Source organism: Amycolatopsis sp. MtRt-6 (assembly GCF_017308975.1).
Classification (GTDB): Bacteria; Actinomycetota; Actinomycetes; order Mycobacteriales; family Pseudonocardiaceae; genus Amycolatopsis.
Genome location: NZ_JADWPD010000039.1, coordinates 74104 through 98594, shown reverse-complemented (window position 1 = coordinate 98594; position 24491 = coordinate 74104). Strand labels below are relative to the sequence as shown.

At 71.5% G+C, this 24491-nt stretch carries 28 protein-coding genes; 7 read left to right on the top strand and 21 right to left on the bottom strand.

Annotated features, from left to right (window positions below):
* Positions 1-55: 55 nt before the first annotated feature.
* The 10 genes from I4Q55_RS42850 to I4Q55_RS42805 all read right to left on the bottom strand — a co-directional run bounded on the left by I4Q55_RS42850 (position 56) and on the right by I4Q55_RS42805 (position 8975).
* Complete coding sequence (locus I4Q55_RS42850; RefSeq protein ID WP_206796390.1) at positions 56-2401, bottom strand: phosphoketolase; 2346 nt, start codon at positions 2399-2401, stop codon at positions 56-58.
* Complete coding sequence (locus tag I4Q55_RS42845) at positions 2398-3303, bottom strand: universal stress protein (RefSeq protein WP_206796389.1); 906 nt, start codon at positions 3301-3303, stop codon at positions 2398-2400. The genes I4Q55_RS42850 and I4Q55_RS42845 overlap by 4 nt, the downstream gene beginning before the upstream one ends.
* Positions 3300-3911, bottom strand: coding sequence for an HPP family protein (locus I4Q55_RS42840; RefSeq protein ID WP_206796387.1), 612 nt, complete (start codon positions 3909-3911; stop codon positions 3300-3302). Before I4Q55_RS42840 ends, I4Q55_RS42845 begins: the two co-directional genes overlap by 4 nt.
* Before the next feature lie 65 nt (positions 3912-3976).
* Positions 3977-4417 carry a hypothetical protein gene (locus I4Q55_RS42835; RefSeq protein WP_206796386.1) on the bottom strand — a complete coding sequence of 147 codons (441 nt, stop codon included), beginning with the start codon at positions 4415-4417 and terminating at the stop codon, positions 3977-3979.
* The gene (locus I4Q55_RS42830; RefSeq protein WP_206796385.1) at positions 4414-5325 is read right to left on the bottom strand and encodes a universal stress protein; all 912 of its coding nucleotides are present in this window, start codon (positions 5323-5325) and stop codon (positions 4414-4416) included. The genes I4Q55_RS42835 and I4Q55_RS42830 overlap by 4 nt, the downstream gene beginning before the upstream one ends.
* The gene (locus tag I4Q55_RS42825; RefSeq protein WP_206796384.1) at positions 5309-5587 is read right to left on the bottom strand and encodes a DUF1918 domain-containing protein; all 279 of its coding nucleotides are present in this window, start codon (positions 5585-5587) and stop codon (positions 5309-5311) included. Before I4Q55_RS42825 ends, I4Q55_RS42830 begins: the two co-directional genes overlap by 17 nt.
* A gap of 13 nt (positions 5588-5600) precedes the next feature.
* A complete protein-coding gene (locus I4Q55_RS42820) occupies positions 5601-7004 on the bottom strand; it encodes a DUF4389 domain-containing protein (protein ID WP_206796383.1) in 1404 nt (467 codons plus the stop codon).
* A complete protein-coding gene (locus I4Q55_RS42815) occupies positions 7001-7531 on the bottom strand; it encodes a flavodoxin domain-containing protein (protein ID WP_206796382.1) in 531 nt (176 codons plus the stop codon). The genes I4Q55_RS42820 and I4Q55_RS42815 overlap by 4 nt, the downstream gene beginning before the upstream one ends.
* Positions 7528-8115, bottom strand: a complete 588-nt coding sequence (locus I4Q55_RS42810) for an HPP family protein (RefSeq protein WP_206796381.1) — start codon at positions 8113-8115, stop codon at positions 7528-7530. Before I4Q55_RS42810 ends, I4Q55_RS42815 begins: the two co-directional genes overlap by 4 nt.
* A gap of 20 nt (positions 8116-8135) precedes the next feature.
* Positions 8136-8975, bottom strand: a complete 840-nt coding sequence (locus I4Q55_RS42805) for a universal stress protein (RefSeq protein WP_206796371.1) — start codon at positions 8973-8975, stop codon at positions 8136-8138.
* A 127-nt stretch (positions 8976-9102) separates the two neighbouring features.
* Here I4Q55_RS42805 and I4Q55_RS42800 point away from each other — a divergent pair, with 127 nt between their 5' ends.
* Positions 9103-9654 (top strand): hypothetical protein, encoded by a 552-nt coding sequence (locus I4Q55_RS42800; RefSeq protein WP_206796370.1) that lies wholly within the window; start codon positions 9103-9105, stop codon positions 9652-9654.
* Here I4Q55_RS42800 and I4Q55_RS42795 read toward each other — a convergent pair.
* Both I4Q55_RS42795 and ppk2 read right to left on the bottom strand, forming a co-directional pair.
* The gene (locus I4Q55_RS42795; RefSeq protein ID WP_206796369.1) at positions 9645-9836 is read right to left on the bottom strand and encodes a hypothetical protein; all 192 of its coding nucleotides are present in this window, start codon (positions 9834-9836) and stop codon (positions 9645-9647) included. The two genes, I4Q55_RS42800 and I4Q55_RS42795, sit on opposite strands and share 10 nt — an antisense overlap.
* A gap of 13 nt (positions 9837-9849) precedes the next feature.
* The gene (gene ppk2 / locus I4Q55_RS42790; RefSeq protein ID WP_206796368.1) at positions 9850-10662 is read right to left on the bottom strand and encodes a polyphosphate kinase 2; all 813 of its coding nucleotides are present in this window, start codon (positions 10660-10662) and stop codon (positions 9850-9852) included.
* Between the two features lie 128 nt (positions 10663-10790).
* Here ppk2 and I4Q55_RS42785 point away from each other — a divergent pair, with 128 nt between their 5' ends.
* Both I4Q55_RS42785 and I4Q55_RS42780 read left to right on the top strand, forming a co-directional pair.
* Positions 10791-11942, top strand: coding sequence for a site-2 protease family protein (locus tag I4Q55_RS42785; RefSeq protein ID WP_206796367.1), 1152 nt, complete (start codon positions 10791-10793; stop codon positions 11940-11942).
* A gap of 26 nt (positions 11943-11968) precedes the next feature.
* On the top strand, positions 11969-12994 hold the full coding sequence (locus tag I4Q55_RS42780; protein ID WP_206796366.1) for a hypothetical protein: 1026 nt from the start codon (positions 11969-11971) through the stop codon (positions 12992-12994).
* Between the two features lie 52 nt (positions 12995-13046).
* Here I4Q55_RS42780 and I4Q55_RS42775 read toward each other — a convergent pair whose 3' ends face one another.
* Entirely contained in the window at positions 13047-13679 is a 633-nt protein-coding gene (locus I4Q55_RS42775) for a CBS domain-containing protein (RefSeq protein WP_206796365.1), read from the bottom strand.
* A gap of 2 nt (positions 13680-13681) precedes the next feature.
* A complete protein-coding gene (locus I4Q55_RS42770) occupies positions 13682-14566 on the bottom strand; it encodes a universal stress protein (RefSeq protein ID WP_206796361.1) in 885 nt (294 codons plus the stop codon).
* A gap of 189 nt (positions 14567-14755) precedes the next feature.
* Between I4Q55_RS42770 and I4Q55_RS42765 the strand changes: the two genes are divergently transcribed.
* The 4 genes from I4Q55_RS42765 (at position 14756) to I4Q55_RS42750 (ending at position 18271) form a co-directional block, all read left to right on the top strand.
* Complete coding sequence (locus tag I4Q55_RS42765) at positions 14756-15634, top strand: universal stress protein (RefSeq protein ID WP_206796360.1); 879 nt, start codon at positions 14756-14758, stop codon at positions 15632-15634.
* A gap of 138 nt (positions 15635-15772) precedes the next feature.
* A complete protein-coding gene (locus I4Q55_RS42760) occupies positions 15773-16213 on the top strand; it encodes a hypothetical protein (RefSeq protein WP_242547762.1) in 441 nt (146 codons plus the stop codon).
* Positions 16214-16217: 4 nt separating this feature from the next.
* On the top strand, positions 16218-17171 hold the full coding sequence (locus tag I4Q55_RS42755) for a magnesium transporter CorA family protein (RefSeq protein ID WP_206796358.1): 954 nt from the start codon (positions 16218-16220) through the stop codon (positions 17169-17171).
* An 80-nt stretch (positions 17172-17251) separates the two neighbouring features.
* Positions 17252-18271, top strand: a complete 1020-nt coding sequence (locus I4Q55_RS42750; protein WP_206796356.1) for a hypothetical protein — start codon at positions 17252-17254, stop codon at positions 18269-18271.
* Between the two features lie 52 nt (positions 18272-18323).
* Here the strand turns inward: I4Q55_RS42750 and I4Q55_RS42745 are convergent, their stop codons facing one another.
* From I4Q55_RS42745 to I4Q55_RS42715, 7 genes are read right to left on the bottom strand one after another with little or no spacing between them, the layout of a single operon-like run.
* Positions 18324-18845, bottom strand: a complete 522-nt coding sequence (locus I4Q55_RS42745) for a flavodoxin domain-containing protein (protein WP_206796354.1) — start codon at positions 18843-18845, stop codon at positions 18324-18326.
* Between the two features lie 10 nt (positions 18846-18855).
* Complete coding sequence (locus I4Q55_RS42740) at positions 18856-19122, bottom strand: DUF1876 domain-containing protein (protein ID WP_206796352.1); 267 nt, start codon at positions 19120-19122, stop codon at positions 18856-18858.
* A 9-nt stretch (positions 19123-19131) separates the two neighbouring features.
* Positions 19132-20754: an NAD(P)-binding protein gene (locus I4Q55_RS42735; protein ID WP_206796350.1), complete on the bottom strand. Its 1623-nt coding sequence runs from the start codon at positions 20752-20754 to the stop codon at positions 19132-19134.
* Position 20755: 1 nt separating this feature from the next.
* Positions 20756-21751: a thiamine pyrophosphate-dependent enzyme gene (locus I4Q55_RS42730; protein WP_206796348.1), complete on the bottom strand. Its 996-nt coding sequence runs from the start codon at positions 21749-21751 to the stop codon at positions 20756-20758.
* 5 nt (positions 21752-21756) lie between these two features.
* Positions 21757-22998, bottom strand: coding sequence for a transketolase C-terminal domain-containing protein (locus I4Q55_RS42725; protein WP_206796345.1), 1242 nt, complete (start codon positions 22996-22998; stop codon positions 21757-21759).
* Positions 22982-23578, bottom strand: a complete 597-nt coding sequence (locus I4Q55_RS42720) for a 2-oxoacid:acceptor oxidoreductase family protein (RefSeq protein WP_206796344.1) — start codon at positions 23576-23578, stop codon at positions 22982-22984. Before I4Q55_RS42720 ends, I4Q55_RS42725 begins: the two co-directional genes overlap by 17 nt.
* Entirely contained in the window at positions 23575-24468 is an 894-nt protein-coding gene (locus I4Q55_RS42715) for a class I fructose-bisphosphate aldolase (RefSeq protein WP_206796342.1), read from the bottom strand. Before I4Q55_RS42715 ends, I4Q55_RS42720 begins: the two co-directional genes overlap by 4 nt.
* Positions 24469-24491: the final 23 nt, after the last annotated feature.

The following is a 24491-nucleotide window of genomic DNA, read 5'->3' as shown; positions in this document are numbered from 1 at the left end:
CCGGATCGCTCCGCGTGACCGCCGCGGCCGGTGTGACCGCGGCGGCCATCCTCTCTCAGTCCTCCCAGGTCCAGTGCCGCACTTCGGGCAGATCCTCGCCGTGGGCGCGGATCCACCGGCCGTGCCGGCCCTGGGCCTCGGTCATCTTCTGCCGCAGCACGCCCGCCGTCGCCACGAGGCCGGGTACCCGGTCGATCACGTCGATCACCAGCTGGAACCGGTCCATGTGGTTGAGCACCAGCATGTCGAACGGCGTGGTCGTGGTGCCGTGCTCGGTGTAGCCGCGCACGTGCATGTCGTGGTGGTTAGTCCGGCGGTAGGCCAGCCGGTGGATCAGCCACGGGTAACCGTGGTAGGCGAAGATCACCGGGCGGTCCGGCGTGAACAACGCGTCGAACTCCCGGTCACCGAGACCGTGCGGGTGCTCGGCCGCCGGCTGCAGGCGCATCAGGTCGACCACGTTGACCACGCGCACGGCGAGGTCCGGCAGCTCCTCCCGGAGGATCTTCGCGGCGGCCAAGATCTCCAGCGTCGGGGCGTCACCCGCGCAGCCGAGGACGACGTCCGGTTCCCGGTCGGTGTGCGTGCTCGCCCACTCCCAGATGCTCACGCCCCGGCTGCAGTGCAGCGCGGCCTGCTCGGCGTCGAGCCAGTTCGGCGAGTCGTTCTTGCCAGCGACGACGACGTTCACGTAGTCTCGGCTGCGCAGGCAGTGTGCCGCGACTTCGAGCAGCGTGTTGGTGTCCGGTGGGAAGTAGATCCGCACGACCTCGCTGCTCTTGTTCGCCACGTGGTCGACGAACCCGGGGTCCTGGTGGGAGAACCCGTTGTGGTCCTGCCGCCACACGTGCGAGGTGAGCAGGTAGTTCAGCGACGCGACCGGCCGCCGCCACGGGATTTGCCGGTGCACCCGCAGCCACTTGATGTGCTGGTTCACCATCGAGTCGACGATGTGCACGAACGCCTCGTAGCACGAGAACAACCCGTGCCGCCCCGACAACAGGTAGCCCTCGAGCCAGCCCTGGCACAGGTGCTCCGAGAGCACCTCCAGCACCCGGCCGTCGGCCGACAGGTGCTCGTCGACCGGTTCGACCGCGGCCTGCCACTGCTTGCCGGTGACGTCGTAGACCGCATCCAGTCGGTTGGACGCCGTCTCGTCGGGCCCGAACAGGCGGAAGTTCGCCCTGTCGGCGTTGAGCGCGAACACGTCCCGCAGGAACCGGCCCAGCACCCGGGTCGGCTCGGCCACCGTCGCGCCCGGGCTCGGGACCGCGACGGCGTGGGCTGCGGTGTCCGGCAGTGCGAGCGGCCGCAGCAGAATGCCGCCGTTGGCGTTCGGGTTGGCGCCCATCCGCCGGTCCCCCGCCGGGATCATCGCCGTGACGTCGGCGACCGGACGGCCGCGGGAGTCGAACAGCTCTTCCGGACGGTAGGAGCGCAACCACTGCTCCAGCTGCTTCAGGTGATCCGGGTTCTTACGGACCTCCGACAGCGGCACCTGGTGAGCGCGCCAGGTCCCTTCGACCGGCTTTCCGTCCACAACGGATGGACCGGTCCAGCCTTTCGGGCTGCGCAGCACGATCATCGGCCACACCCCGCGCCGCTGCGCGAGGGTGGTGACCGCCGAGTCGAGCGCGGCGGCCATCGCCTGGTGCATCGTCTCCGGGTCGCTGCCCTCGACGTAGATCGGCTCGTAGCCGTAGCCGCGCAGCAGCGCGTCCAGCTCGGCCGGCGGGATCCGCGACAGCACGGTCGGGTTGGCGATCTTGTAGCCGTTGAGGTGCAGGATCGGCAGCACCGCGCCGTCGCGGTCCGGGTCGAGGAACTTGTTGGCGTGCCACGACGTGGCAAGGGGCCCGGTCTCGGCTTCGCCGTCCCCGACCACGCAGGCGACGAGCAGGCCGGGGTTGTCGAACGCCGCACCGAAGGCGTGCGCCAGCGAGTAACCCAGCTCCCCGCCCTCGTGGATCGACCCAGGCACCTGCGGCGCGACATGGCTGGGAACACCGCCGGGGAACGAGAACTGCCTGAACAGCTCCCGCATGCCACCCACGTCCCGTGTGACCTCCGGCCACGCTTCGGTGTAGCTGCCTTCGAGCCACGTGTTCGCCAGCAGCGCCGGGCCGCCGTGGCCCGGACCGGTGACCAACATGGCGTTCAGGTCGTGGGCGAGGATCGCCCGGTTCAGGTGCGCGTAGACGAAGTTCAGGCCCGGTGAGGTCCCCCAATGTCCCAGCAATCTCGGCTTGACGTCCTCGGCCCGCAGCGGATCGCGCAACAACGGGTTCGCCATCAGGTAGATCTGGCCGGCCGAGAGGTAGTTCGCGGCCCGCCAGAGGGCGTCCACCTGAGCCAGCTCGGTGCTGCCGAGCACCGCGGGCCGGGCGTCGACGGCGGTCATGCCTTCGGCTCCGGACGGACCACGAGCACCGGGCAGTCGGCGTGCTGGACGAGCGCCTGGCTGGTCGAGCCGAGCAGCATGCCGGTGAAGCCGCCACGGCCGCGGCTGCCGACGACGACCAGTTGGGCCGTCTTGCTCTCCTCGAGCAGGACGTGCCGTGGCCGGTCGCGGACCAGCTTGCGGCGGACCTCGACGTCGGGGTATTTCTCCTGCCATCCCGCGAGCCGCTGACCGAGCAGCCGCTCCTCTCCCTCTTCGAGGGATTCCGGCTGGGTCAGGATGCGTGCGCTGCCGAAGGCGTCCTCGTAGGTCACGTCGTTCCAGGCGTGCACCGCAATCAGCGGTGTCCCGCGCAGCGAAGCCTCCTCGAACGCGACGGCGATGGCCTGCTCGCTGTTCGGGCTGCCGTCGACGCCGACCACGACCGGGCCCATCTCCGGAACGGCCGTGGTGCCCTCGCGGCCGCGGACGACCACGACCGGGCAGTGGGCATGACCGGCGACCGACGCGGCGGTACCCCCGAGGAGCATGTCGGCGAACCCACCGGTGCCGGTCCGGCCGACGACGAGCATCCGGGCGTGCCGGGACTCCTCGATCAGCACCGGCACCGGCGGATCGTTGGGCAGCTCGGTTGTGAGGACGAGGTCCTTGTCGATCGATGTGGCCAGAGCGCGGGCGTCGGCGATGGCACGTTCGCCGTCCTTCTGGACCGCTTCGAACAGCGTCGCCGCGCCGATGCCGGTCATGCCGCCGCCGTAGTACAGGCCTGCGACCTGCAGTCCGTGCACGATCTTGAGCTGGAGGTGCCGCCGGGAGGCGAGCTTCGCCGCCCACGTGACGGCGGCGGTCGAGCCCGCCGAGCCGTCGACGCCGACGGTGATCCTCGGGTCGGTGGTGGTCATCGTGTCTGCTCCTCACCCGCGTAGGCGGTATCGGCGGCGACGACGCCGGGCACGGCGAGTGCCAGCAACTGGGCGACGTGCCGGTCGGTGTCGTCGTCGTACTGGTCGATGATGTGGACGTAGCCGTCGCGGACGTCGACGTGCCAGCGGCCGCTGCCGCCGTAGATTTCCAAGCGGTGCTTGACGTCGCGGGCGATGTCGGCGTCCTCCCGCGCGAGCATGCGGACGATGTCGCCGCGGGTGACGATGCCGACGACGACCGAACCGTCGACGATCGGCATCGCCCGGATCCGGGCGTCCACCAGGGCCTGGCACAGGTCGGCGATGTCGGTTCCGGTGTCCATCGCGGTGGCGGGACTGGTCATCACGTCCCCGACCGACTTGCCGGCGACGGCGGCATCGTGGTGCCGGTGGGCTTGGCGCGGGTCGGCGGGGATCCGGCCGCGGATCAGGTCGGCCTCGGTGACGATGCCGATCAGGCCGCCGTCGTCGTCGACCACGGGCAGAGCGGTGAAGCCGTGCATGGACAGCAGCTCGGCCGCCTCCTTGGCCGAAGTCCACGGCTGCACGGTGATCACCGGCGAAGTCATCAGGTCGCGTGCGCGCATCGGAAGTTCCTTTCCTGTCACCTCCCAACCTAGGAAAGCCGGACTCCGGCGACCGCTGGCGTCGGTCACCGGTCGCGGGGACTTACGTCCCTTCTCACGTGGTCACGGCTCAACCCGTGCCGGGCCAGGAGTGCGAGACCGAGCAGCGCGATCACCAGCCCGGCGGTCACCCACTGGACCGGCGCGCGCACACCGATCACGCCGAACTGGATCGCCAGCCAGCCGGTGAGCACGCCGCAGGCGGCGAGTGCCGCGATCGGCGCGCGGAAGTCGATCCGCCAGGCGAACACCGACGCCCACGCCAGCGTGCCGCCGATGCCGAGTGCCAGGGCGATGCCGGGTAGCACCCAGCTGGTCAGCCCGAGCGGCGCCAGCCACTCGACCGGCATCGTGAATCCAGGTGCTCCGACGACCAGCGAGATCCCGCCGTACACCGCACTCGCGGCGAACAGCGTCTCGAACGTGGCCAGCAGCCGCATCGTGGTCCGGGTCCGCAGGGTGCTCATGGTGTCCTCCCGGTCCGCTGGGGCCGCACCACCGCCACTGGGCAGGGCGAGTGCGCGATCAGGGCCTGGCTGGTCGAGCCGAGCAGCATGCCGGTGAATCCGCCGCGGCCGCGGCAGCCGACCACGATCAGCTGCGCGCGCTCGCCGCGCTCCAGCAGCGTCCGCACCGGCCGGCCGCGGGTGACCTCCAGCTCGATCGTCAGATCCGGGTACTTTCGCTGCCAGCCCACGACTTGCTCGGCGAGTTTGACGCGCTCCGCCGCTGCTATCTCGTCCGGGTTTTCGTCCATCGGGTGCGGCCGGAGCGTGCCGTCGGCGAGGACGTCGCTCCAGGTGTGCACCGCGACGAGTCCGGTGCCGCGCAACCGCGCCTCCTCGCAGGCGAACGCGATCGCGGCCTCGCTGTCGGGCGAACCGTCGGTGCCCACGACGACCGGCCCGGTGACCGGTGGCGGGTCATGCGGCTTCCGGCCGCGGACGACGACGATCGGGCAATGCGTGTGGGCGGCCACGGCGACCGCGGTGGAGCCGACCAGCAACCCGGTGAAGCCGCCCAGTCCCCGCGAGCCCAGCACCAGCAGCTCGGCGTGTTGGGACTCCTGGACCAAGGCGGTGACCGGGCTCCACTCCCGGGCGGCCGTGGTGACGTCGAGGCCGGGGTGCTCGGCGAGGACGGCGGCCCGGGCGTCGGCGAGCCAGCCTTCGGCCCGCTCGGCCAGACCTGCCCGGACCTGCTCGTGGGTGCCGAACGCGACCGGCGCCTTCACCTGCGGCAGGGCGTACACCTGCACCAGCCGCAACGGCCGGCCACGGCGAACGGCCTCCGCACCGGCCCAGACGGCGGCCTGCACCGCGGAGGCCGAACCGTCGATCCCGGCGACGATCGCGCCGTCAGTGAAGCCGTACATGGCTGTCCTCCTCGTGGATCAGGTGCTGGATCCGGTCGTACCGGGCGCGGGCCTGCTCTTCGGCGGCCTGCTCCTCCTCGGCGGTGAGCACCACGGCGTCGTGCCCGGGGAACACCGTCGACACGTGGTCGTCGGCGGTCCAGCGGACGACGTACGGCGGTGTCCCGTCGGCGGCGTGCACCTCGAGGATGCGGCCGCGCTGGTCCGGCGCGCCGGTCCGCGGGCCCTTGATGACGAGCCAATCGCCCGGCTTCGCGTGCATGGTCTTTCCCTTCTCAGATGTCCGCGGTGGACGGTTCGGGTGTGGTGGGCGCGCCCGGGTGCCGCGAAGCGCGGTGCGCCGCGATCCCGATCAGGGCGGCACCACCGGCCAGCATCGCGATCCCGGTGATCAGCAGGCCGAGCGCAACCCAGCCGACGGCGGGCGCGGTCGCGCCGGCTTCCGCGCGCGCGGAGATGCCGCGCGAGCCGTCGGCGTTCATCACGACAGCGGTCCATTGCCCGTCGAGAACCGGCCAGGCGAGGGCCTGGGCGCCCGGGCCGGACGTGCTCGCCACCCACACCCCGGCGTCGCCGGGTGGGACGGCCGGGGCACCGCCCGGGTGGGTCCGGTCGCCAGTGCGGCGGTCGGCGAGGGTGGTGTACTCGGTGCCGGCCAGGTAGGCGGCGACAGCGTCCGAACGGCCGATGCCGACGAACACCGGGCGGCCGTCCGTGCTCGTGGCCCGGACCCGGGCGTCACCAACGAAAGCGGTGAACCCGGAGATGCCGTGCACTTGCACGGGGTCGGTCGTGACCGCGTAGCCGCTCGCGACGACGTCGGTCGATGCGGTCAGGTAGCCGTCGGCGTCGCGCTGGGTGCGGTCGGCCCACAGAAGTGCCCCGCCGCCGGTCAGCAACCCCATCGAGCCCAGTACCAGCACGGCGCCGGTCACCGCGGCGGCGATCCGGCCGCCGGTCCAGCCGGCGGAACCGGCCGGGTGCGCCTGCGGGTGCGGGTGCGGCGGCTCGTGACCGGCTTCGGCGCCGCCCATGTCGAGCCGGAACGGCGGGTACTCGTCGGTCATCAGGGACACGTAGGCGGCGACCCGCAGCACCCAGCGGTCCATGCCGAGCACGAAGTCGAAGATCGGCCGGGGATAGCGGCCGGTGAACAGCAGCACCACGCCGGCGACCAGGACCAGGACACCGACGAGCCCGCCGGCGGCCCAGTTGAAGTCGTCGCTTCCGGAGCGAGACGCCAGCCAGCTGCCGCCGCCGACGAACAGGCCGACGATGACGAGGTGCGGGATGGCCAGCAGCCACCACTTCACGAGAACGAGTCCACGCGAAAGCCGTTCGGGGTAGGCGATTTCGAGCCGCGCCGGGTAGTCCGGAACGTCGGCGAAGGTGAACGGCGGGTACCGGTCGGTGCCCAGCGCGGCGTAGGAGTAGTACTGCACCCGCCAGCTCCAGCGCAGCACACCCGACGTGAACTCGAAGAGCGGACGCGGATACCGGCCGGTCACCAGGATCGCGAAGAACGCGGCGATCGTCACGAACGGGTAAGCGAACCACAGGAACGCCAAGACGACGTAGTGCGGGATCGCCAGGATCCACTTCACCAGCCAGAGCCAGCGGGACAGCGGTTCGTCCAAGGTCGCTTCGACCCGGACGGGGTAGGTCTTCGGGGTGGTCATGACGTGCTCCTCGCAGCCTGGGCCTGGGCCAGGCTCGAACCGATGTCCCGGCCCCAGGCCCGGATCGACGGCCAGTCCCGGTTGTCGCCGTCCGCAACGCGCAGGGCCGCCACGACGGCGCGTTCCGGGAAGTGCAGTGCGTGGCGGTCGATCTTTCCTCCGAACAGCCGGTGGCCACGGGCCCCGAGCCGCTCCACGAGATCATCGATCACGACCGGCTCTTCGGCCGGCTTGTCCTGCTCACCGACGGGACCGCTGGAGAAGAGCCAGACCGGCACCCGGCAGAGTTCGTCCGAAAAGGACTCGGCGAGCTTCCGCGCCGGCTCCAGCCAGTGTCCCATGTAGACAGCACTGCCAAGGACCACCGCGTCGAAACCCTCGACCGATCGCACCAGACTTGCGTCCCGGATCTCGACCTGTGACCGAACTGCGGCGTCGGTCAGCGCGGAGTCGACCGCGGCAGCGATGTTGTCGGCGATTTCCCTGGTGGCGCCATGTCGGGTGGCCACCGCAACGAGGATCCTCATGTCTTCACCGTGGTTTCTTCCCACAGCTCGACGCCGACGACGCCGTGCACCGTCCTCGCCAGTGCGGTCACGACGCGGCGCTCGGCCTCGTCGGTGAAGACACCCCGGATCGTCACCATGCCGCCGGTGACGGAGATCACCCACCGGTCGCGGTGCCCCGCGTAATCGGTCAGCAGCGCATTGAGGTGTGAGGCGACCGAATCGTCCTGGCGCACCAACGGGCTGAGCATGTCCCGGCGGCTGACGATGCCGACGAGCACGCCGTCATCGTCCACCACGGGGATGCTGCGCCGCCGGTCGCCCAGCATGTGGCGGGCGATCTCGGTGACGTCGGTGTCGAGCCCCACCGTCTCGGCGGGCGCCGTCATCACCGCGGCCACCAGCACGTCCGGAGCCGGTCCCACCCCGGCGACGCCACTGCGGAGAGCGTCGGCCTCGGTGAACACGCCCAGTACCGCGTCCTCCTCCCCCACCACCGGCAGCGCCGCGACGCAGTGCTCGGTGAGCAGCACGATGGCCTCGCGCACCGGTGTTCCCGGGCCGACCCGCACGACCGGCCTCGTCATGATGTCGCGTGCCTTCATGGTGGTTCCTCTTTTCGAGTTCAGTGCACGACCACGACCGGGCAGGTCGCGTGCTCGAGCAGGGCGTTGCCGGTCGACCCCAGCACCCCTCCGGCGACCGGGCCACGGCCGCGGGTGCCGACGACGATCAGCCGCGCGTCGCCGGCCGCGTTCAGCAGAGCGCGCGAGGCGATGCGGTCCCGGACGGCCCGTGCGGTGATGTCCAGCGCCGGGTACTTGCGCACCCAGCTCGCGATGTGGGCGTCCAGCTCGCGCTGCTCGGTGACCCCGATGTCCGCGAGCGCCGCCTCGGGCACCAGCAGGCCGTCGTGCCAGGCGTGCACGACGTGCACCGGCGCCCGCACCGCGGCGGCTTCCTCGAGAGCGAACCGCAGAGCGTGCTCGCTCGAGCCCGACGGGTCGACGCCGACGACGATCGGGCCGCTCCGGTGGGGCCGGTGCGCGGGCACGACCACGACCGGGCAGGACGCCCCGGCCGCGACCCGCAGGGCCACCGAACCGATCAGTACGCCGCGCAGGCCACCGAGACCGTGCGAACCGAGGACGACGAGCGCCGCGCCACCGGACTCGGCGAGCAGCAGATCGACGGCGAGCCCGAGCCGGACCGAGGTCTCGACCCGCACCCCCGGCGCCTCCTCGCGGGCGATCTCCGCGGCGCGGTGCAGGAAGCGGTGAGCGTGTTCGAGCAGCAGTTCGGAGTTGCCTGCCCGCGATGGGCCGTCTTCGAAGAGGCAGGCGTGCAGGAGCTGCAGGGTCGTTTCGCGCCGTCGAGCTTCCTTCGCGGCCCAGCGGACGGCGTCGAAGGACGCCGCCGAAGCGTCCACCCCGGCGAGCACGGGCCGGTTGGCGGTTGCGGTCATCAGTTCCTCCTGCGGGTCTCGGAGCCAGCATTGCCGCTCGCGTACTCACCGTTCAGAGCACGAAGTCCCTTTCACCGGGGACCAAATCCGCCTGTCCCGCGCGGCGAGCCCCGCCGACCCTGGGACGATGACCGGACCAGACCTGCTGATCGACCACTTCCTCCCGCACCCGCACTTCGAGCTGGTGCGCCACCTGATCGTGGACGCACCGGTGAAGGACACCTACGCGGCGGCACGCGAGCTGGACTTCACCGACGTCCGCGGTGGTGTCGCCACCGCGGCCGGCCGGCTGCGGATGCTGCCGGAGTGTGGGCGCGACTGGACGCTCCTCGGCGACCGGCCGGGCAGTGAGTTCGCGCTCGGCGTGGCCGGCAAGTTCCGGAAACCGGTGATCAGCTGGCACCGGGTGGAGGCCGGCGACTTCACCGCGTTCGAGGAGCCCGGCTTCGGGAAGCTCGTTCTGGCCGTGTCGGTGCTCCCCTACGGGGCACACCGCACGCTGCTGACGGTGCACACGCGGGTCCGGCTGAGCGACCCCGAAAGCTGGCTGAAGTTCCGGCGCTACTGGCGGATCTCCCGACCGGTCATCGGGTCCGTGCGCACGGCGCTGATCCGCACGGTGGCCGCGAAAGCCCGGAAGCGGGCCCTCGCGGCCTACGCGCGCACCGATCAAGGCTGAGGTTCCCCCGTCGGCCGCCGCGGGTCGTCCGCGGCGGCCGGGACGACGTCTTCCTCGTTCTCCTTGACCGCGTGGTGTTCGACCGCGTGCAGGTAGCGGCCCAGCTTCGGGCCCCGGCGGCCCTTCTCCGCGACCTCACGGCGAGCCTCGGCTTCGATGGCGGCCTTTTCCGCGGCGTCCATGACTTCCTCCGGTTCAGTGCGGCAACAGGGTCGCCGCGTGGTCGGGAACGTAGGTCTGCAACCGCCGGTCGGGGCGGAAGTAGCCGCTGGGCCCGGGTCGCGGCGGCAACGACACCGCCTGACGGGGCACCTCGTGGTAGGGGACAGTGGAAAGCAGGTGCGCGATCATGTTCAGCCGTCCCCGCCGCTTCTCCTCGCTCTCGACCACGTGCCAGGGCGATTCGGCGGTGTCGGTGTGCACGAACATGTCGTCTTTCGCCCGCGAGTAGTCCTCCCAGTGCGTCACCGACTGCAGGTCGATGGTCGAGAGCTTCCAGCGCCGCATCGGATCGTCGATCCGCGCCGCGAACCGGCGTTCCTGTTCATCGAGACTGACCGAAAACCAGTACTTGCGCAGCAGGATGCCGTCGTCGATGAGCAGCCGCTCGAAGATCGGGCACTGCTGCAGGAACCGCCGGTGCTCCTCCGGGGTGCAGAACCCCATCACCCGCTCGACGCCGGCCCGGTTGTACCAGCTGCGGTCGAACAGGACGATCTCGCCGGCCGCGGGCAGGTGCTCGATGTAGCGCTGGAAGTACCACTGGGTCCGCTCGCGACCGGTCGGGCTCGGCAACGCCGCGATCCGCACCACCCGCGGATTGAGGTGCTCGGTGACGCGCTTGATCGTACTACCCTTCCCGGCGGCGTCCCGGCCCTCGAAGACCACGACCAGACGCGCACCTTCGTGGCGCACCCACTCCTGGAGCTTCACGAGTTCGGCCTGCAGGCGCAGCAGCTCCCGCTCGTACACCGCACGCAGGATCCGCGAGTTCTTCTGTCCGGCCATGCCCCGACGCTACGAATCCGGCCGCACCGGGGCTGCGGCCGGACGTCGGCGACGCAGGGGTCTTTGGTCCCTCACTCCGGGGCGGTGCGGCCCTCGCCCGCGCCCGCCCGCGGGAGGATGGTCCGGGCATGCACGCCACGTTCCCGCTCGGGCGCCCCGCCGGTATCCGCGTCGGCGCGCACTGGTCCGTGCTCCTGATCATGGCCCTTCTGGCCGAATTCCTGGCGCAGTCAATCCTCCCGGAAGCAGTCCCGGGACAGCCGGCGCTCGTGTACTGGGCGACCGGGATCGCCGGTGCCGTGGTGCTCCTCGCCTCGCTGCTGGTGCACGAGCTGAGCCACGCGCTCGTGGCGCGTCACCGCGGGCTCACCGTCGATCGCATCACGCTGTGGCTGCTCGGCGGCAGCACGGAGGTGCCCGACGACCCGCCGACCCCGCGTTCCGCGTTCGCGGTCGCCGTGGCGGGCCCGCTCGCGAGCCTGCTGGCCGGCGCCGGCTTCCTCGGCCTCAGCCGGCTCTTCTCCGGGGCCGTGCCCGCCGTCGTGGTCGTCACCGTGGGCTGGCTGGGCTGGACGAACCTCGTCCTGGCGGTGTTCAACCTCCTGCCCGGCGCCCCGCTGGACGGCGGCCGGATCCTCCAAGCCGTCGTCTGGAAGCTCACCGGCGACAAACGGCGAGCCCAGGCAGCGGCCGCCCGCTCGGGCAGGGTCCTCGGCCTGATGCTCTCGGTCGCCGGGCTCGTGGAGTTGCTGTGGTTCGGCAGCTTCGCCGGTCTCTGGCTGGTGGGCATCGGCTGGTTCCTTGGCTTCAGCGCCCGTGCCGAGCTCGCGGCCGGTCCGGCACGCGAGGTGCTCAGCCGGATCGCGCTCGGCGAGATCATGACGCCGGACCCGGTCACCGCGCCCGGCTGGTTCACCGTGCAGGGGTTCGTCGAGCAGGCCGCGTCCGGGCGCTTCCGCACCTACCCGGTGGTGACGTTCGACGGCCGCCCGGTCGGCGTGGTGAGCCTTTCCGCGCTGGCACGAGTGCCCGACACGGCCCGCACTTCGACCCGCGTCGAGAACGTCTGCGTGCGGCCACCGGGATGCCTCGTCGCCGCCCCCGACGTCCCGCTGACAACCGTCCTCAGCCGGTTCGGGAACCGGCCCGGGCAGGACCTCGTGCTGGTGGTCGAGGACGGCGTCCTGGTCGGCGTCGTCAGCCCGGGCGACATCGCACGCACGCTCGAACTGGCCGTTCTCGGTGCCGAAGCCCACCGTGAGCGGCCGAGACGAGCGTGAGAACAACCGATGGCGAGGAGGAACCGATGGACCACCCGATGCCCGACGCGTACACGGTGAGAGCGGCCATCGCCCTCGCGGTGCGTGCCCCTTCCGTCCACAACTCACAGCCGTGGGACTGGCGGTTCGCCGGCCGCACGGTCGAGCTGCGCGCGGACCCACGCCGTCATCTGCGGAACACCGACCCCGACGGCCGCGACCTGCTGGTCAGCTGCGGCTGCGCGCTGCACCACTTCACGGTCGCCGCGGCGGCCACGGGCTGGGCCGCACAGGTCCACCGGCTGCCCGACCCGGGCGAACCGGGACTCCTGGCCCGGATCGACCTGGTGCCGCACGACACCCGAGACGGCGACATCGCGCTCGCCGCGGCCATCCCGCGCCGCCGCTCGGACCGCCGCCGCTTCGCCCGCCGTCCGTTGCTCGTGCGGGACGAGGTGTTGCTCCAGAAGAGCGCCGCTGACCACGGCGCCGCGCTGTGTGTGGTCGCCGGAGCACCCCAGCTGTCGGCGCTCACGAGCGCCGCCGTGGAGGCCGGCGGGCTGCACCGGGCCGACCCGGACTACGCGATCGAGCTGGCCGCCTGGAGCGGACGGAACTACGCCCCGGACGGGGTGCCCGCGCAGAACGCGATCCAGTCGCGCACGGCAGTCCGCGAGCTGCGTGTCCGCGACTTCGCCGACGCGAGGCCGGACGACACCGCGGGCCGTGACGGCGCCGCGCTGACCGTGCTGTCCACCGCGGGCGACAGCGCTCTCGATCGCCTTCGCGCGGGAGAAGCAGCCAGCGCGGTCCTCCTGACCGCTACCCGGTTGAACCTCGCGTCGTGCGTGTACACCGAACCGCTCGAGCTGACCTGCACCCGCGGTCTGATCCGCGACTGCGTCCTCGATGGCCGCGGCGAGCCGCAGCTCGTCGTGCGCATCGGGTACCTCCCGGAGGGAGCGGCCCCGCTCCCGGCGACACCGCGGCGTCCGCTCGGCGAGGTCTTGCGGCCGGTGACCCACCCGTACGGCATCGGCCTGCCGATACCGGCACAGCCGCGCGGCCGGTGAAAGGAACGAGGCCTCCGCCCGCATCCGGGTGGAGGCCTCGTTCGTATGCCTTTCAGGCGACGTCGTTCCAGACGTAGTCCAGGCGGTTGCGGACCTCCACCACCCCGGACAGCTCGTGGATCAGCCGCGTCACCGGGTCGATGTCGCTGCGCCGCTCCACGCGCCCCACGACCATCACGACCCCGGCCCGGACCTGCACGCGAACCCGGTCGGGCCCGAGGTTGAGCCGGTCACGCACGCGGTCGGTGATCTCGCGCTCGAGTTCGGCGTCGCCGCGGGTGAAGACCGCCACCAGGTCGCGGCGGGACAGCACTCCCGCCACCTTCCCGGCCCGCAGCACGAACAACCGCCGGACGCCGGTGCGCGCGAACTCCGCCGCGGCGGCGGCGAGCGTGGCCTCGGCGTCGATCGTGACGGCCGGGCTCGTCATCAGGTCCTTCGCGACGCACGCCGTCGCCTTGCGGGCCAGCCGGCGGTCACGCCACCGGGGCCTGCGGTCCTCCCACAGGTGCGGCAGCAGGTCGGCCTCGGAAACGACGCCGACGAGCGCACCCGTCTTGTCGAGGACGCCGACCGCGCTGATCCCGTTGCCGGTCAGCAACTCGGCGATGTCCTTGAACGGCGTCTTCGTGGAGACGGTGATCGGGTCGGCGGTCATCACCGCGGACACCATTCCGGCGTTCATGTTCAGTTCTCCTTCTCGGTGCGGACCACCATGACCGGGCACGACGCGTGGTGCAGCAGGGCCTGGCTCGTCGAACCCAGCACCAGCCCGGCGAAACCACCCCGGCCACGGCTGCCGACCACGACCAGCTGCGCGCCGCGGCTCGCCGACAGCAACCGGGAGCGCGGCTTGTCGTGCTCGACCCGGCGCTCGACCTGGACGTCCGGGTACTTTTCCTGCCAGCCGGCGAGCCGCTCGGCCAGCAGCCGCCGGCCGGAGTCCTGAACGGCTTCGCCCTGGAAGGCGACGTTGCCGTCGCTGAACAAGCCCGCGGTGTCCCCGTCGTGCCAGGCGTACAGCGCGACGAGCGGAGCACCGCGGAGCGAGGCCTCCTCGAACGCCCACGCGATCGCGGCCTCGCTCAGCGGGCTGCCGTCGACGCCGACGACCACCGGGCCGTCCACGGACTCGTTCCCGCGCACGACCACGACCGGGCAGTGCGCCTTGGCGGCGAGGTCGACGTCGGGCGAGCCGCTGAACAGACCCGCGATCACGCCGACCGGCTCCCCGGTGACCAGGATCCGGGTCCGCGCCGAGACCTCCAGCAGGACGGGGACCGGCCCGCGATCACTGGCCTCGGTGGACACGTCCAACCCGGGAACGGCGGCTTCGAGGGTCGCCCGCGTCGTGCGCAGCAGTTCGCCGGCTTCGGCCTCCTTGATCCTGAGCCAGTCCGACGGCGGCGACATCTTCCCGCCGAACGCGGCGTCCTCGTAGCCGTACGCGGTGAAGACGAGCAGCGACGCATGTCGGCGGGCGGCTTCCCCAGCCGCCCACAGCGCAGCCGCCGCGGCCGTTTCCGAATCGTCGACGGCGACGACGACCGGCGGGTTTCCGGTTGTGCTCATGACCTGTTTCCTCCGGGTTCCGGTGCGCGGACCACGCATCCGGCTCGAAGGTAGGTCTCGCCGGCGGGCGGACGCTGCGGCCGTTCGTCCCCGCCCGCGAGGACCTTCGGCCGCTCCGACCTACCCGGCCGGAAGCGCACCGTGGACCTCGAGGAGATGACCAGGGATGCCACGAGAATGGAGCCGCCGATGACCGCACCCACCAGCCGGCCGATCGTCGTCGGAGTCGACGGATCGGCCGAGTCGCTCGACGCTGTCCGCTGGGCAGCCCGTACCGCTCGCCGGCGCGACGCGACGCTGGAGATCGTCTACGCGATCGACTTCTCGGCCTTGCTCGCCGGCGGTGTCGTGCCGCCGCCCGAGGAGATGAAGGACGTCCTGCGTGAGCACGGCGGCCGCTCCCTGCGCACCGCGGCCGAGCTCGCGGCCGCGCAGGGCGTTCCGGGCGCGACGACCCGGCTCGACCCCGACCGCGCCGCCCAAGCCCTCGTCGATGCGTCCAAGACGGCCGCCTTGCTCGTCGTCGGGTCATCCGGAAAGGGCCGGCTCACCGGGCTCCTCGCCGGGTCGGTCGCCTCGGCTGTCAGCGCACATGCCTCGTGCGACACGGTCATCGTGCGCGGTGACGCCTGGGACAAGGCCGAAGCCGCCGGACGTCCGGTCCTCGCCGGCATCGACGGCGGCGAAGCGAGCAGCCGCATCCTCGCCGTCGCCCTCGACGAAGCCAAGTCCCGTCAGGTCCCGCTGGTCGTCGTGCACGCGTGGGCCGACGATCCGCCACCGCACGAACCCGGTCACCCGGAGCACCCTGAGTCGGTGACCGACGCCGGCCACCGGCTGTTGACCGACCGGCTCGGCGGCCACGACATCGGAGACGTGGAAGTCGACCGGGTTGTCGTCCGGGCCCACCCGCGGCGCGAGCTGATCGAGCGCAGTGGCGCCGCCCAGCTCGTCGTGCTCGGCAACCGTGGCCGCGGCGGGTTCCCCGGCCTGCTGCTCGGCTCCACCGGCCAGGCCCTGCTGCACAGTGCGGCCTGTCCGGTGTACCTCGTGCGAACCGCGTCCTGAGGGACCGAAAGTCCTCGCGCCCGTGGCCCTTCGACCCGCCAGGTCCGTGTCCGTGGGCCCCGGGAACGAGGACGGTACGGCACTCGTCGTCCGGCCCGGACCGGCGGAGTCTGGGATCAGACGAAAGTGAGGCACATCATGGACGCACACCGCGGATTCGCCCCGGCGACCACAGCCGAGCCGACGTCCCCCCGCCGCAACCGCCGTGACCGGCTCGCTCTGCGGCCGGCCGATTTCATCGATCCCCGCTACGCCGACGTCGCCGACCAGCGCCTGGCACGCACGCTGACCGCCGAAGACCGGTCCGAAGAGGACGGCCTGGACCCGCTGGAGCGCGTCACCTGCCGCACCCACCGCCGCTGGCTGCACGACTGCGTCGCCTCGCCCCTGCACGTCGTCATCATCACCGGCACCCGCTGGTGCCGCGCCTGCGAATGCGCGCTGAACGTCGCGATCGACCAGCTGGCCGGCGACGTCTCGGTCCGCTGCCCGTCCTGCGGCGACACCCCGGCCACGCGGGCCACCCGCCAGCTGGTCCGCGCCTGCCGCGCCAGCCTCGCCGCGGCACACGACCACTGAGCCGATGACACGCAGCCGGCTGTACCGCAGCGGTGTCCTCGAACGGGAGAACTTCCCCGCCACCGAAGCCGCCCACCACCTCGCTGACCCCTCGGTGACCCTGTGGCTCGACTTCGACGCCCCCACCGCCGGCGACCTCGCGGCGCTCACCACCGAACTCGGCCTCCACCCGCTGGCCGTCGCCTCTGTCCTCGACGAAGACCACCAACGCCCCAAGCTCGTCCGCTACGACCGGCACTCGTTCCTCGCCGCCTACACCGTGCACGTGACCGACGGCGTCCTGACCGCCTCGGAACTCGACGCGTTCATCACCGACCGCGTGCTGATCACCGTGCACCGCAACGGCACCACCGACATCGACGCCCTCACCGCCCGCTGGGACACCACCCCGGACCTGGCCAAGGCAGGCGCCGCATTCCTCCTGCACGGCCTGCTCGACTACCTCGTCGACGGGCACCTCGACGCCGTCCAAGCCCTCGACGAGCAGGTCGAAGCCCTCGAAGACCTCGTGTTCGCCGACCGCGTCGACCACACCGACCTGCAACGCCGCTCCCTGCGCCTGCGCCGCAGCCTCAGCCGGCTGCGGCACCTGGCCGTCCCGATGCGGGAGATCGTCGCCGCCCTGATGCGCCGCGACGACACCCTCCTGCCCTACTTCCAGGACGTCTACGACCACGTCCTGCGCGTCACCGAGTGGACGGAGTCCCTGCGCGACCTGATCGCCACGATCCGCGAGACGCAACTGAGCATCCAGGGAAACCGGCTCAACACGATCATGAAGAAGGTCACCAGCTGGGCCGCGATCATCGCCGTCCCGACCGCGATCACCGGGTTCTACGGCCAGAACATCCCGTACCCGGGCTTCGGGACGGCATCCGGGGTGTGGGTGTCGACCCTGGCCATCCTGATCATCTCCGCGACGTTGTACGCGCTGTTCAAACGCCGCGACTGGCTCTGAACCCGACGGGTGGCCAAAGTCCTCCGGCCGGGGTTCGATCGGCCCTGCTGCGGCCGTCCACCGCCGCCTGTACTGGCGGGATGACGACTGGCACTGCGAACCCGACCCGCCCCGGCTTGCCGAACCGGACGTTGCTGCGGCTGCTCGGCTCCCGGCTTGCCCCGCTGCTGAACGGAACGCTCACCGCACTGCGGTACCGGCCCGCCACCGCGCCGGAGCCGATCACGCTCCCGGTGCAGTACGCCTGCGCCGGTGCGGAGATCCTGGTCGCCGCCGGAACCCCCGATCGCAAGCGCTGGTGGCGGCACTTCCGCCACGGCGCCGGGGCCGAGGTGCTGCTCGACGGCCGCTGGATCGCGGCCGAAGGGCGGCTGCTCACCGGGGCGGAGCGCGACGCCGGAGCCGAGGCCTACCGCGGCCGATTTCCCCGCCTCCCGCTGACCGCGGACACGCCGATCGTGGCTTTCACCGCTCCGCCGGTGCCTCTTTTGCGGGGTAGGCGCCTGGCTTGGACGTGGTTCCTGGTCGTCACGGTCGCCGAGTTCCTCGGCTTCGCGATCCCGGCCGTCACCGGTGCCCTGACCGCGAACAGCCCCACGGCCGTTTCGCTGCCCGCCCTGCTGCTGGCCGGCGCGGTCGAAGGAGCCGCGCTCGGCACCGGCCAGGCACTCGTCCTCCGGCGCATTCTGCCCGCCTTCAACACCCGGCGATGGGTGGCGGCCACGGCCGGGGCGGCGTCCTTCGCCTACCTGGCCGGCCTCGCCCCGAGCACGTGGGCAGCGGGCCTCGTGTCCTGGCCACCACTGGTGCTCTGGCCGGTGGCCGCCGTCCTCGGCACGGCCCTGTTGCTGTCCATCGGCTTCGCCCAATGGCTGGTCCTGCGCCGCCACCTCGCCCGCTCGGCGCGCTGGATCTTCACCACCGCCGGTGCCTGGCTGCTCGGCCTGGCCGGCTTCCTGGGCGTCACGATGCCGTTGTGGCAACCCGGGCAGGGCCTGGGACCGACCATCCTGATCGGCATTGCCGGCGGCTTGGTGATGGCGGCGACCACGTCGGCGGTGACCGGCGTCGCCCTACGTCGCCTGCCGGGGTTGAGGTGAACCGGTGCCACCGCCGTCCGCCGATACGCACGGCGGACGGCAATGCGGCCGTTCAGGCCACGGTCCGGCGCACGGCAGCGCCGAGTGCCGCACCCCACGCCTCGGCGCGGGCCAGCTCACCCGGCTCGGGGCCGGCGTCGATCGAACCGGTGCCGACGAAGAAGCTTTCGGCGGGCGCCGCCGCCCGGCCCCCGAGCCGGTCCAGCCGCTTCGTGACGCCGAGCGAGGCCGCACCGGTGAACACGCGCGGCTTGTCGATCCGGGTGTCGAACGCCGCGAACGCGAGCCCCGGCGGGAGCGACTCGAGGGAGTTCAGCCATTCCCGGATCCCGGTCCGCGACCGCACCTCGTAAGCCACCTGGTCCGCGGCCGACTTCCGCGTCGCGGCCCGGCTCATGCCATGCACGTGGGTGGGCCCGCCGACGACGAGCAACTCGACCCCGGTGAGGTCCGAAGGTGCATCGTCGACGTTCACCACCTCGGCCCCGACCGACACCGACAAACCGCCGGCAATGGCACGGGCCACCTTCTCGGTGGCGCCGAACATCGATTCGAACACGATCACGGCTCGCATGTCCGCCTCCTCAGCGTTCCAGCCGGATCGGCTGGTGGGTCAGTTCTTCGATGTCCCCGGCCGCGCATTCGAACAAGTTGTGCGCCAGGTCGCTCAGCGCGCGGGAAGCGGCGAGTTCGTCGCCGATCTCGGGCACGTTCCGGTCGGCCGGGTTGAGCCGGGCGGTCCCGGTTCCGGAGACGCGGGTGTCGTCGGCAGTGTGCAGGCGGGCGGTGGCCCGGGTACGTCCTTCGTCTTCGTCGATGATGATCTCGACTTGCCAGCGCTTCTCGCGCATGAGTCCTCCTCAGGTTTCCTCGGGCACCATTTCGATGGCGCCGCAGGGACATTCGGCGACGCAGATCCCGCACCCCTTGCAGTAGTCGAGGTCGATCGCGTACTTCTCCCCCGGCTCGAGCTTGAGCACCGCGTTGTCCGGGCAGACGCCATAGCAGTTGTCGCATTCGAAGCAGTTGCCGCACGACAGGCAGCGACGCGCCTCGAACAACGCGGTCGACTCGGTCAGCCCACCCTTGATCTCGTCGAAGGTCGACACCCGCCGGGACAGGTCCAGGTGCGGCCGGACCTTCCGGTCGGCGTCGCTGTAGTACCAGGTGTTGAGGTTGTCGAAGGTCGCCTCGCGCCGGGCTTGCGGCTCCGGCGCGACGGCGCCGCGCAGCCAGGCGTCGATCTCCCGGGCGGCCTTCGCCCCGTGCCCCACCGCGACGGTGGCGGTCCGGCCCGACGGCACCATGTCGCCGCCCGCGAAGATCCCCGGGTGGCCTGTTGTCATGCCCGGGCCGACGCGCACGACGCCGTCCACACGCTCGACGTCCGGCAGCTCGTCCACAAGGGACAGATCGGTGTCCTGGCCGAGGGCCAGCACGACGCTGTCCGCCGCGAGCCGCTCGAACTCCCCGGTCGGCTGCGGGAAGCCGGACTCGTCGAGGCGCATCTTCTCGACCGTGATGCCGTCGCCGTCGATCTCGCTGATCGTCGACAGCCACCGCATCGCCACGCCCTCTTCGACTGCCTCGGCCACTTCGGACTCGTGCGCGGGCATTCGATCGCGGGTGCGGCGGTAGACCACGACGGCATCGGTGGCGCCGAGCCGCTTCGCGGTGCGAGCGGCGTCCATCGCGGTGTTGCCGCCGCCGTAGACGGCGACGCGACGGCCGAGCAGCGGCCGCTCCCCGCTTTCCATCCCGTGCAGCAGCGAAACCGCGTCGAGCACACGCGCGGAGTCACCGGCCGGGATGTAGGCCCGCTTGCCGACCTGGGCTCCCACGGCGAGGAAAACGGCGTCGAATCCGGTCTTCGCGGCCACGACGTCGGTGACCCGTGTGTTCTGCTCGAACTCGACGCCCATCGCCCGGATCCGGGCGATTTCGGCGTCGATGACCTCGCGCGGCAGCCGGTAGCGCGGGATGCCGTAGCGCATCATCCCGCCGGGCGCCGCCTCGGCGTCGCGGACTGTGACGGCGTGCCCGAGCCGGGCCAGGTGGTAGGCGGCGGACAGCCCGGCCGGACCCGCGCCGACGACGAGCACGCGCTTGCCGGTCGGTTCGGCGACCGGGATCGTCCAGCCCTGCTTGATGCCTTCGTCGCCAAGGAACCGCTCGACGGAGTTGATCCCGACGGCTTCGTCGAGCTGGCCGCGGTTGCAGGCACTCTCGCACGGCCGGTAGCAGATCCGCCCGAGCACCGCGGGCAGCGGGTTGTCGGCCATGATGCCCCGCCACGCGGTCTCGTAGTCACCGGATTCCGCGTGGTACAGCCACTTCTGGATGTCCTGGCCGGACGGGCACGCCTGGTTGCACGGCGGCAGCAAGTCCACGTAGACCGGCCGCTCGGAGCGCCACGCCCCGGTCTTGTTCGCCCGGCTGGACCCGACGTCGAGCGTGATCGCGAACGGCTTCTCGTGCTCCATCTCAGGCCTCCTCGAGCAGGTCGAACCGGCGGATGTTGCGGTCGGCCTGGGCCTGGATCCCGGCGATCACGCCGGTGCGCGGTTCGTCGCCGAACAGGTGCGCGTACCGGGTCTGGAGCCGCAGGTAGTCCTCGACCGGCACCCGGTGGCGGATCTTCGAGGTCGTGACGACCACCCCGTACTCGGCCTCGAGCACCGGGAAGATCCCACTCTCCTTGGCCAGCCGGGCGATCCGGATCGTGTCGTGGGACGCGCTGCCCCAGCCGAGCGGACACGGCACGAGCACGTGCAGGTACCGGGCGCCGTGGAACTCCATCGCCCGCGTCACCTTCGCTTCCAGGTCGCGCAGGTCCGCCACGGTCGCCGTCGCCACATAAGGGATCTCGTGCGCCATCGCGATCAATGGCAGGTTCTTGCCCTGGCCGAACACCGCGCCGGGTTCGGGACCGACGGCCGGGGTCGTCGCCGTGCACGCCGCGGCGGGGGTGGCGCCCGAGCGCTGGACGCCGGTGTTCATGTACGCCTCGTTGTCGTAACAGATGTAGAGCACGTCGTCGTTGCGCTCGAACATGCCCGACAGGCACGCGAAACCGATGTCGACGGTCCCGCCGTCGCCGCCCTGCCCGACCACGCGGACGTCGGTGCGGCCCTTGGCCTTCATTGCTGCGGCGACACCGGTGGCGACGGCCGGTGCGTTACCGAACAGGGAGTGCAGCCACGGGATCCGCCACGACGTCTCGGGGTACGGCGTCGAGAAGACCTCCAGGCACCCGGTCGCATTGACCGCGACCATCTGGTTCCCGGTGGCGCGCATGGCCGCGTCGAGCGCGTACCGCGCACCCAAAGCCTCGCCGCAGCCTTGGCAGGCCCGGTGGCCGCAGTCGATGGAGTTGATCCGCTGCCGGTCGGACTGCACGCTGCGCTGGTCCTCGCCGAGCAGCCGGCCGCCGACCGCGAAGCTGCCGGTCTGATAGAACTTGATCGGCCTCGCCGCCATGCTCATCACCCGATCCGTGAGGCGACCGCACCGAGGTCGCGGAGGAGGTTTTCGGCCGTCGGCCCCGACCGGCGCGTGGCCGCGAGCCGGGCCAGCTCCCGGTCGATCAGGGAGCGATCGAGGTCGAGGAAGGTCAGCGGCCGCAACCGGCCCGCGGACCGCAGCATCCCGGAAAGCGAGTTCTTCGTGATCGCGCGGCCGCCGAGCCCGGCGACCACGGTGCGAACCTCGACCGCGGGCGCCGCCGTGACGACGTTCTGCGTGACGATCCCGCCCACGCCGGACTCGAAGGCACGTTCCAGCACGACGACGCGCCGGGCGTGACCGATCGCCGCGCGGACCGCGTCGACGGGGAACGGCCGGAAGCAGGTTACGCCCAGCACGCCGACGCGCAGGCCGTCCTCACGCAGTTCGTCGATGGTGTCCTTGAGCGTGCCGAGCACCGAGCCGAGCGCGATCACGATCGTCTCGGCGTCCTCCGTGCGGTACGACCGGGTCAGTCCGCCGGAGTTGCGGCCGAACGCCTCGGCGAAGCGCTCCGAGACGTCCGGGACGACGTCGAGCGCCTCCATCAGGCGGGCGTGGGCGAGGTAGCGGACTTCCGTGAAGGCCTCTGGCCCGACCATCGCCCCGATGGACGACGGCTCGGCCGGGTCGAGGACCTGGCGCGGCTCGTACGGCGGCAGGAAGGCGTCGACCTGGTCCTGATCCGGCGTGTCGACTTGTTCCCACGCGTGAGTCAGCACGAACCCGTCCATGCACACCATCACCGGCGTGGACAGCTCCTCGGCGATCCGGAACGCCTGGACGTGCAGGTCCGCGGCTTCCTGGTTGGTCTCGGCGTAGAGCTGGATCCACCCGGCGTCGCGCAGCGCCATGCTGTCGCTCTGGTCGTTCCAGATGTTGATCGGCGCCCCGATCGCCCGGTTGGCCACCGTCATCACGATCGGCAGGCCCAGCCCGGACGCGTTGAACACCGCCTCGGTCATGTACAGCAGCCCCTGGCTGGCCGTCGCGGTGTAGGCCCGCGCGCCGGCCGCGGACGCCCCGATGGCGACCGACATCGCCGCGAACTCCGACTCGACGTTGACGAACTCGCACGGCGTGAGCGAACCGGACTTCACCAGCTCGGCCAGGCCCTCGACGATGTGCGTCTGCGGCGAAATCGGGTACGCGCAGATCACCTCCGGGCGGCACAGCGCGACCGCGTCGGCCACGGCCCGGGACCCCTCAATCTGCCTGAGCACCGGCCAGCTCCTCCCGCTCGGCGCGAACGAACCCGTAGGCGGCCGTGGCCGCCGCGATGTTGCCGTCCGCCTTCGCCCCGCTGAACCTCCCGGCGATCGCGGCGATCACCGACCGCAGCTCGATCACGCCGGTCAGCGCGGCGAACCCGCCGAGCAGAGCCGCGTTGGGGACCGCCCGGCCCAGGTGTTTCCTCGCCAGCTCGGTCGCGGGCACGACGAGCAGGCGGTCCCGCCGGAACCCGCGGACGAACTCGCCCAGCCCCAACTCGCCGAAGCTGTGCGCGGAGTTCACGAGCAGGTAACCCTCGGGTTTGAGACCTTCGAAGACGTTCACCTGGTGCAGCAGGGTGGCGTCCTGGATGATCAGCGCGTCAGGCCGGACGATCGGTTCGCGAGTGCGGATCGCCGCGCCGGAGATCCGGCAGAACGAGACCACCGGCGCGCCGGTGCGTTCCGAGCCGAAGCTGGGAAACGCCTGCGCGTGCCGGCCCTCGGTGAACGCGGCCACCGACAGCAGCTCGGCCGCCGTCACCACGCCCTGGCCGCCGCGACCGTGGATGCGGACCTCGGTCGTGCTCATGCGCTCGGGTACTTCGCGAGGATGTCCCGCAACGCCGAGACGAACCGCAGGGACTCGTCGTGGTCGCGCTGCCAGACGTTGCGGCCGAAGATCAGCCCGGTCGCCCCGGCCTCCATCGACTCCCGCGCCTTCTCCAGCATCGCCTCGTCACCCGCCTTGCCGCCGCCCGACACCAGCAGCAGCGTCCGCCCGGCCGACCGGACGACGGCGTCGATCGCCTGCTGGCTCGTCGTCTCCTTGGCGTAGGCACTGGGCACGTTGTCGATCTTCGCCGGGTGCGGGAAGTTGACCTTGACGACGTCGGCGCCCAGCTCGGAAGCGGTGCGCGCGGCGTAGTCGACGGCGTAGAACGAGTCGCGGCCGCCCTTGGCCTCGATCGCCGAGCCGCGCGGGTAGGCCCAGACGATCAGCGGCATCCCCAGGCGGTGCGCGTCGGCGCGGACCTGCCGCAGCTGCGCGAAGTCCTGCTCCTGCGCGGGAGTTCCGACGTAAAGGGTGTACCCGACGGCGTCCGCGCCCAGCCGGACCGCGTCCTCGACACTGCCGTGCAGCGGGGACAGCGCCTCGGCGTCCGACGGGATCTCGGTCTTGCCGTTGAGCTTCAAGACCAGCGGCAGCTCGCCCGCGTAGTCCCAGTAGAACTTCTCGGCCAGCCCGATCTGGATCGCGATCCCGTTGAAGCCACCCTCGAGCGCGAGCTTCAGGATGTACTTCGGGTCACCCGCGGCCGGATTGGCGAAGAAGTCGCGCGGTCCGTGCTCCAGCCCCTGGTCGTAGGGCAGGAAGAACGCAGTGCCGTTGCGCAGACCGTGCTCGTGCAGGATGCGGTGCAGCCGGGTCTTCTTGCCGGTGTTCAGCCCGAGCTCGGCCAGTGCGGGTCGGTGCGCCATGGCGGCCTCCGAAGTCGCGGATT

What these genes read in the sequence shown, in the direction of transcription:
- I4Q55_RS42850 (WP_206796390.1), bottom strand. Translation starts at nt 2,401, where the DNA reads ATGACCGCCGTCGACGCCCGGCCCGCGGTGCTCGGCAGCACCGAGCTG.
- I4Q55_RS42845 (WP_206796389.1), bottom strand. Translation starts at nt 3,303, where the DNA reads ATGACCACCACCGACCCGAGGATCACCGTCGGCGTCGACGGCTCGGCG.
- I4Q55_RS42840 (WP_206796387.1), bottom strand. Translation starts at nt 3,911, where the DNA reads ATGCGCGCACGCGACCTGATGACTTCGCCGGTGATCACCGTGCAGCCG.
- I4Q55_RS42835 (WP_206796386.1), bottom strand. Translation starts at nt 4,417, where the DNA reads ATGAGCACCCTGCGGACCCGGACCACGATGCGGCTGCTGGCCACGTTC.
- I4Q55_RS42830 (WP_206796385.1), bottom strand. Translation starts at nt 5,325, where the DNA reads ATGTACGGCTTCACTGACGGCGCGATCGTCGCCGGGATCGACGGTTCG.
- I4Q55_RS42825 (WP_206796384.1), bottom strand. Translation starts at nt 5,587, where the DNA reads ATGCACGCGAAGCCGGGCGATTGGCTCGTCATCAAGGGCCCGCGGACC.
- I4Q55_RS42820 (WP_206796383.1), bottom strand. Translation starts at nt 7,004, where the DNA reads ATGACCACCCCGAAGACCTACCCCGTCCGGGTCGAAGCGACCTTGGAC.
- I4Q55_RS42815 (WP_206796382.1), bottom strand. Translation starts at nt 7,531, where the DNA reads ATGAGGATCCTCGTTGCGGTGGCCACCCGACATGGCGCCACCAGGGAA.
- I4Q55_RS42810 (WP_206796381.1), bottom strand. Translation starts at nt 8,115, where the DNA reads ATGAAGGCACGCGACATCATGACGAGGCCGGTCGTGCGGGTCGGCCCG.
- I4Q55_RS42805 (WP_206796371.1), bottom strand. Translation starts at nt 8,975, where the DNA reads ATGACCGCAACCGCCAACCGGCCCGTGCTCGCCGGGGTGGACGCTTCG.
- I4Q55_RS42800 (WP_206796370.1), top strand. Translation starts at nt 9,103, where the DNA reads ATGACCGGACCAGACCTGCTGATCGACCACTTCCTCCCGCACCCGCAC.
- I4Q55_RS42795 (WP_206796369.1), bottom strand. Translation starts at nt 9,836, where the DNA reads ATGGACGCCGCGGAAAAGGCCGCCATCGAAGCCGAGGCTCGCCGTGAG.
- ppk2 (WP_206796368.1), bottom strand. Translation starts at nt 10,662, where the DNA reads ATGGCCGGACAGAAGAACTCGCGGATCCTGCGTGCGGTGTACGAGCGG.
- I4Q55_RS42785 (WP_206796367.1), top strand. Translation starts at nt 10,791, where the DNA reads ATGCACGCCACGTTCCCGCTCGGGCGCCCCGCCGGTATCCGCGTCGGC.
- I4Q55_RS42780 (WP_206796366.1), top strand. Translation starts at nt 11,969, where the DNA reads ATGGACCACCCGATGCCCGACGCGTACACGGTGAGAGCGGCCATCGCC.
- I4Q55_RS42775 (WP_206796365.1), bottom strand. Translation starts at nt 13,679, where the DNA reads ATGAACGCCGGAATGGTGTCCGCGGTGATGACCGCCGACCCGATCACC.
- I4Q55_RS42770 (WP_206796361.1), bottom strand. Translation starts at nt 14,566, where the DNA reads ATGAGCACAACCGGAAACCCGCCGGTCGTCGTCGCCGTCGACGATTCG.
- I4Q55_RS42765 (WP_206796360.1), top strand. Translation starts at nt 14,756, where the DNA reads ATGACCGCACCCACCAGCCGGCCGATCGTCGTCGGAGTCGACGGATCG.
- I4Q55_RS42760 (WP_242547762.1), top strand. Translation starts at nt 15,773, where the DNA reads ATGGACGCACACCGCGGATTCGCCCCGGCGACCACAGCCGAGCCGACG.
- I4Q55_RS42755 (WP_206796358.1), top strand. Translation starts at nt 16,218, where the DNA reads ATGACACGCAGCCGGCTGTACCGCAGCGGTGTCCTCGAACGGGAGAAC.
- I4Q55_RS42750 (WP_206796356.1), top strand. Translation starts at nt 17,252, where the DNA reads ATGACGACTGGCACTGCGAACCCGACCCGCCCCGGCTTGCCGAACCGG.
- I4Q55_RS42745 (WP_206796354.1), bottom strand. Translation starts at nt 18,845, where the DNA reads ATGCGAGCCGTGATCGTGTTCGAATCGATGTTCGGCGCCACCGAGAAG.
- I4Q55_RS42740 (WP_206796352.1), bottom strand. Translation starts at nt 19,122, where the DNA reads ATGCGCGAGAAGCGCTGGCAAGTCGAGATCATCATCGACGAAGACGAA.
- I4Q55_RS42735 (WP_206796350.1), bottom strand. Translation starts at nt 20,754, where the DNA reads ATGGAGCACGAGAAGCCGTTCGCGATCACGCTCGACGTCGGGTCCAGC.
- I4Q55_RS42730 (WP_206796348.1), bottom strand. Translation starts at nt 21,751, where the DNA reads ATGGCGGCGAGGCCGATCAAGTTCTATCAGACCGGCAGCTTCGCGGTC.
- I4Q55_RS42720 (WP_206796344.1), bottom strand. Translation starts at nt 23,578, where the DNA reads ATGAGCACGACCGAGGTCCGCATCCACGGTCGCGGCGGCCAGGGCGTG.
- I4Q55_RS42715 (WP_206796342.1), bottom strand. Translation starts at nt 24,468, where the DNA reads ATGGCGCACCGACCCGCACTGGCCGAGCTCGGGCTGAACACCGGCAAG.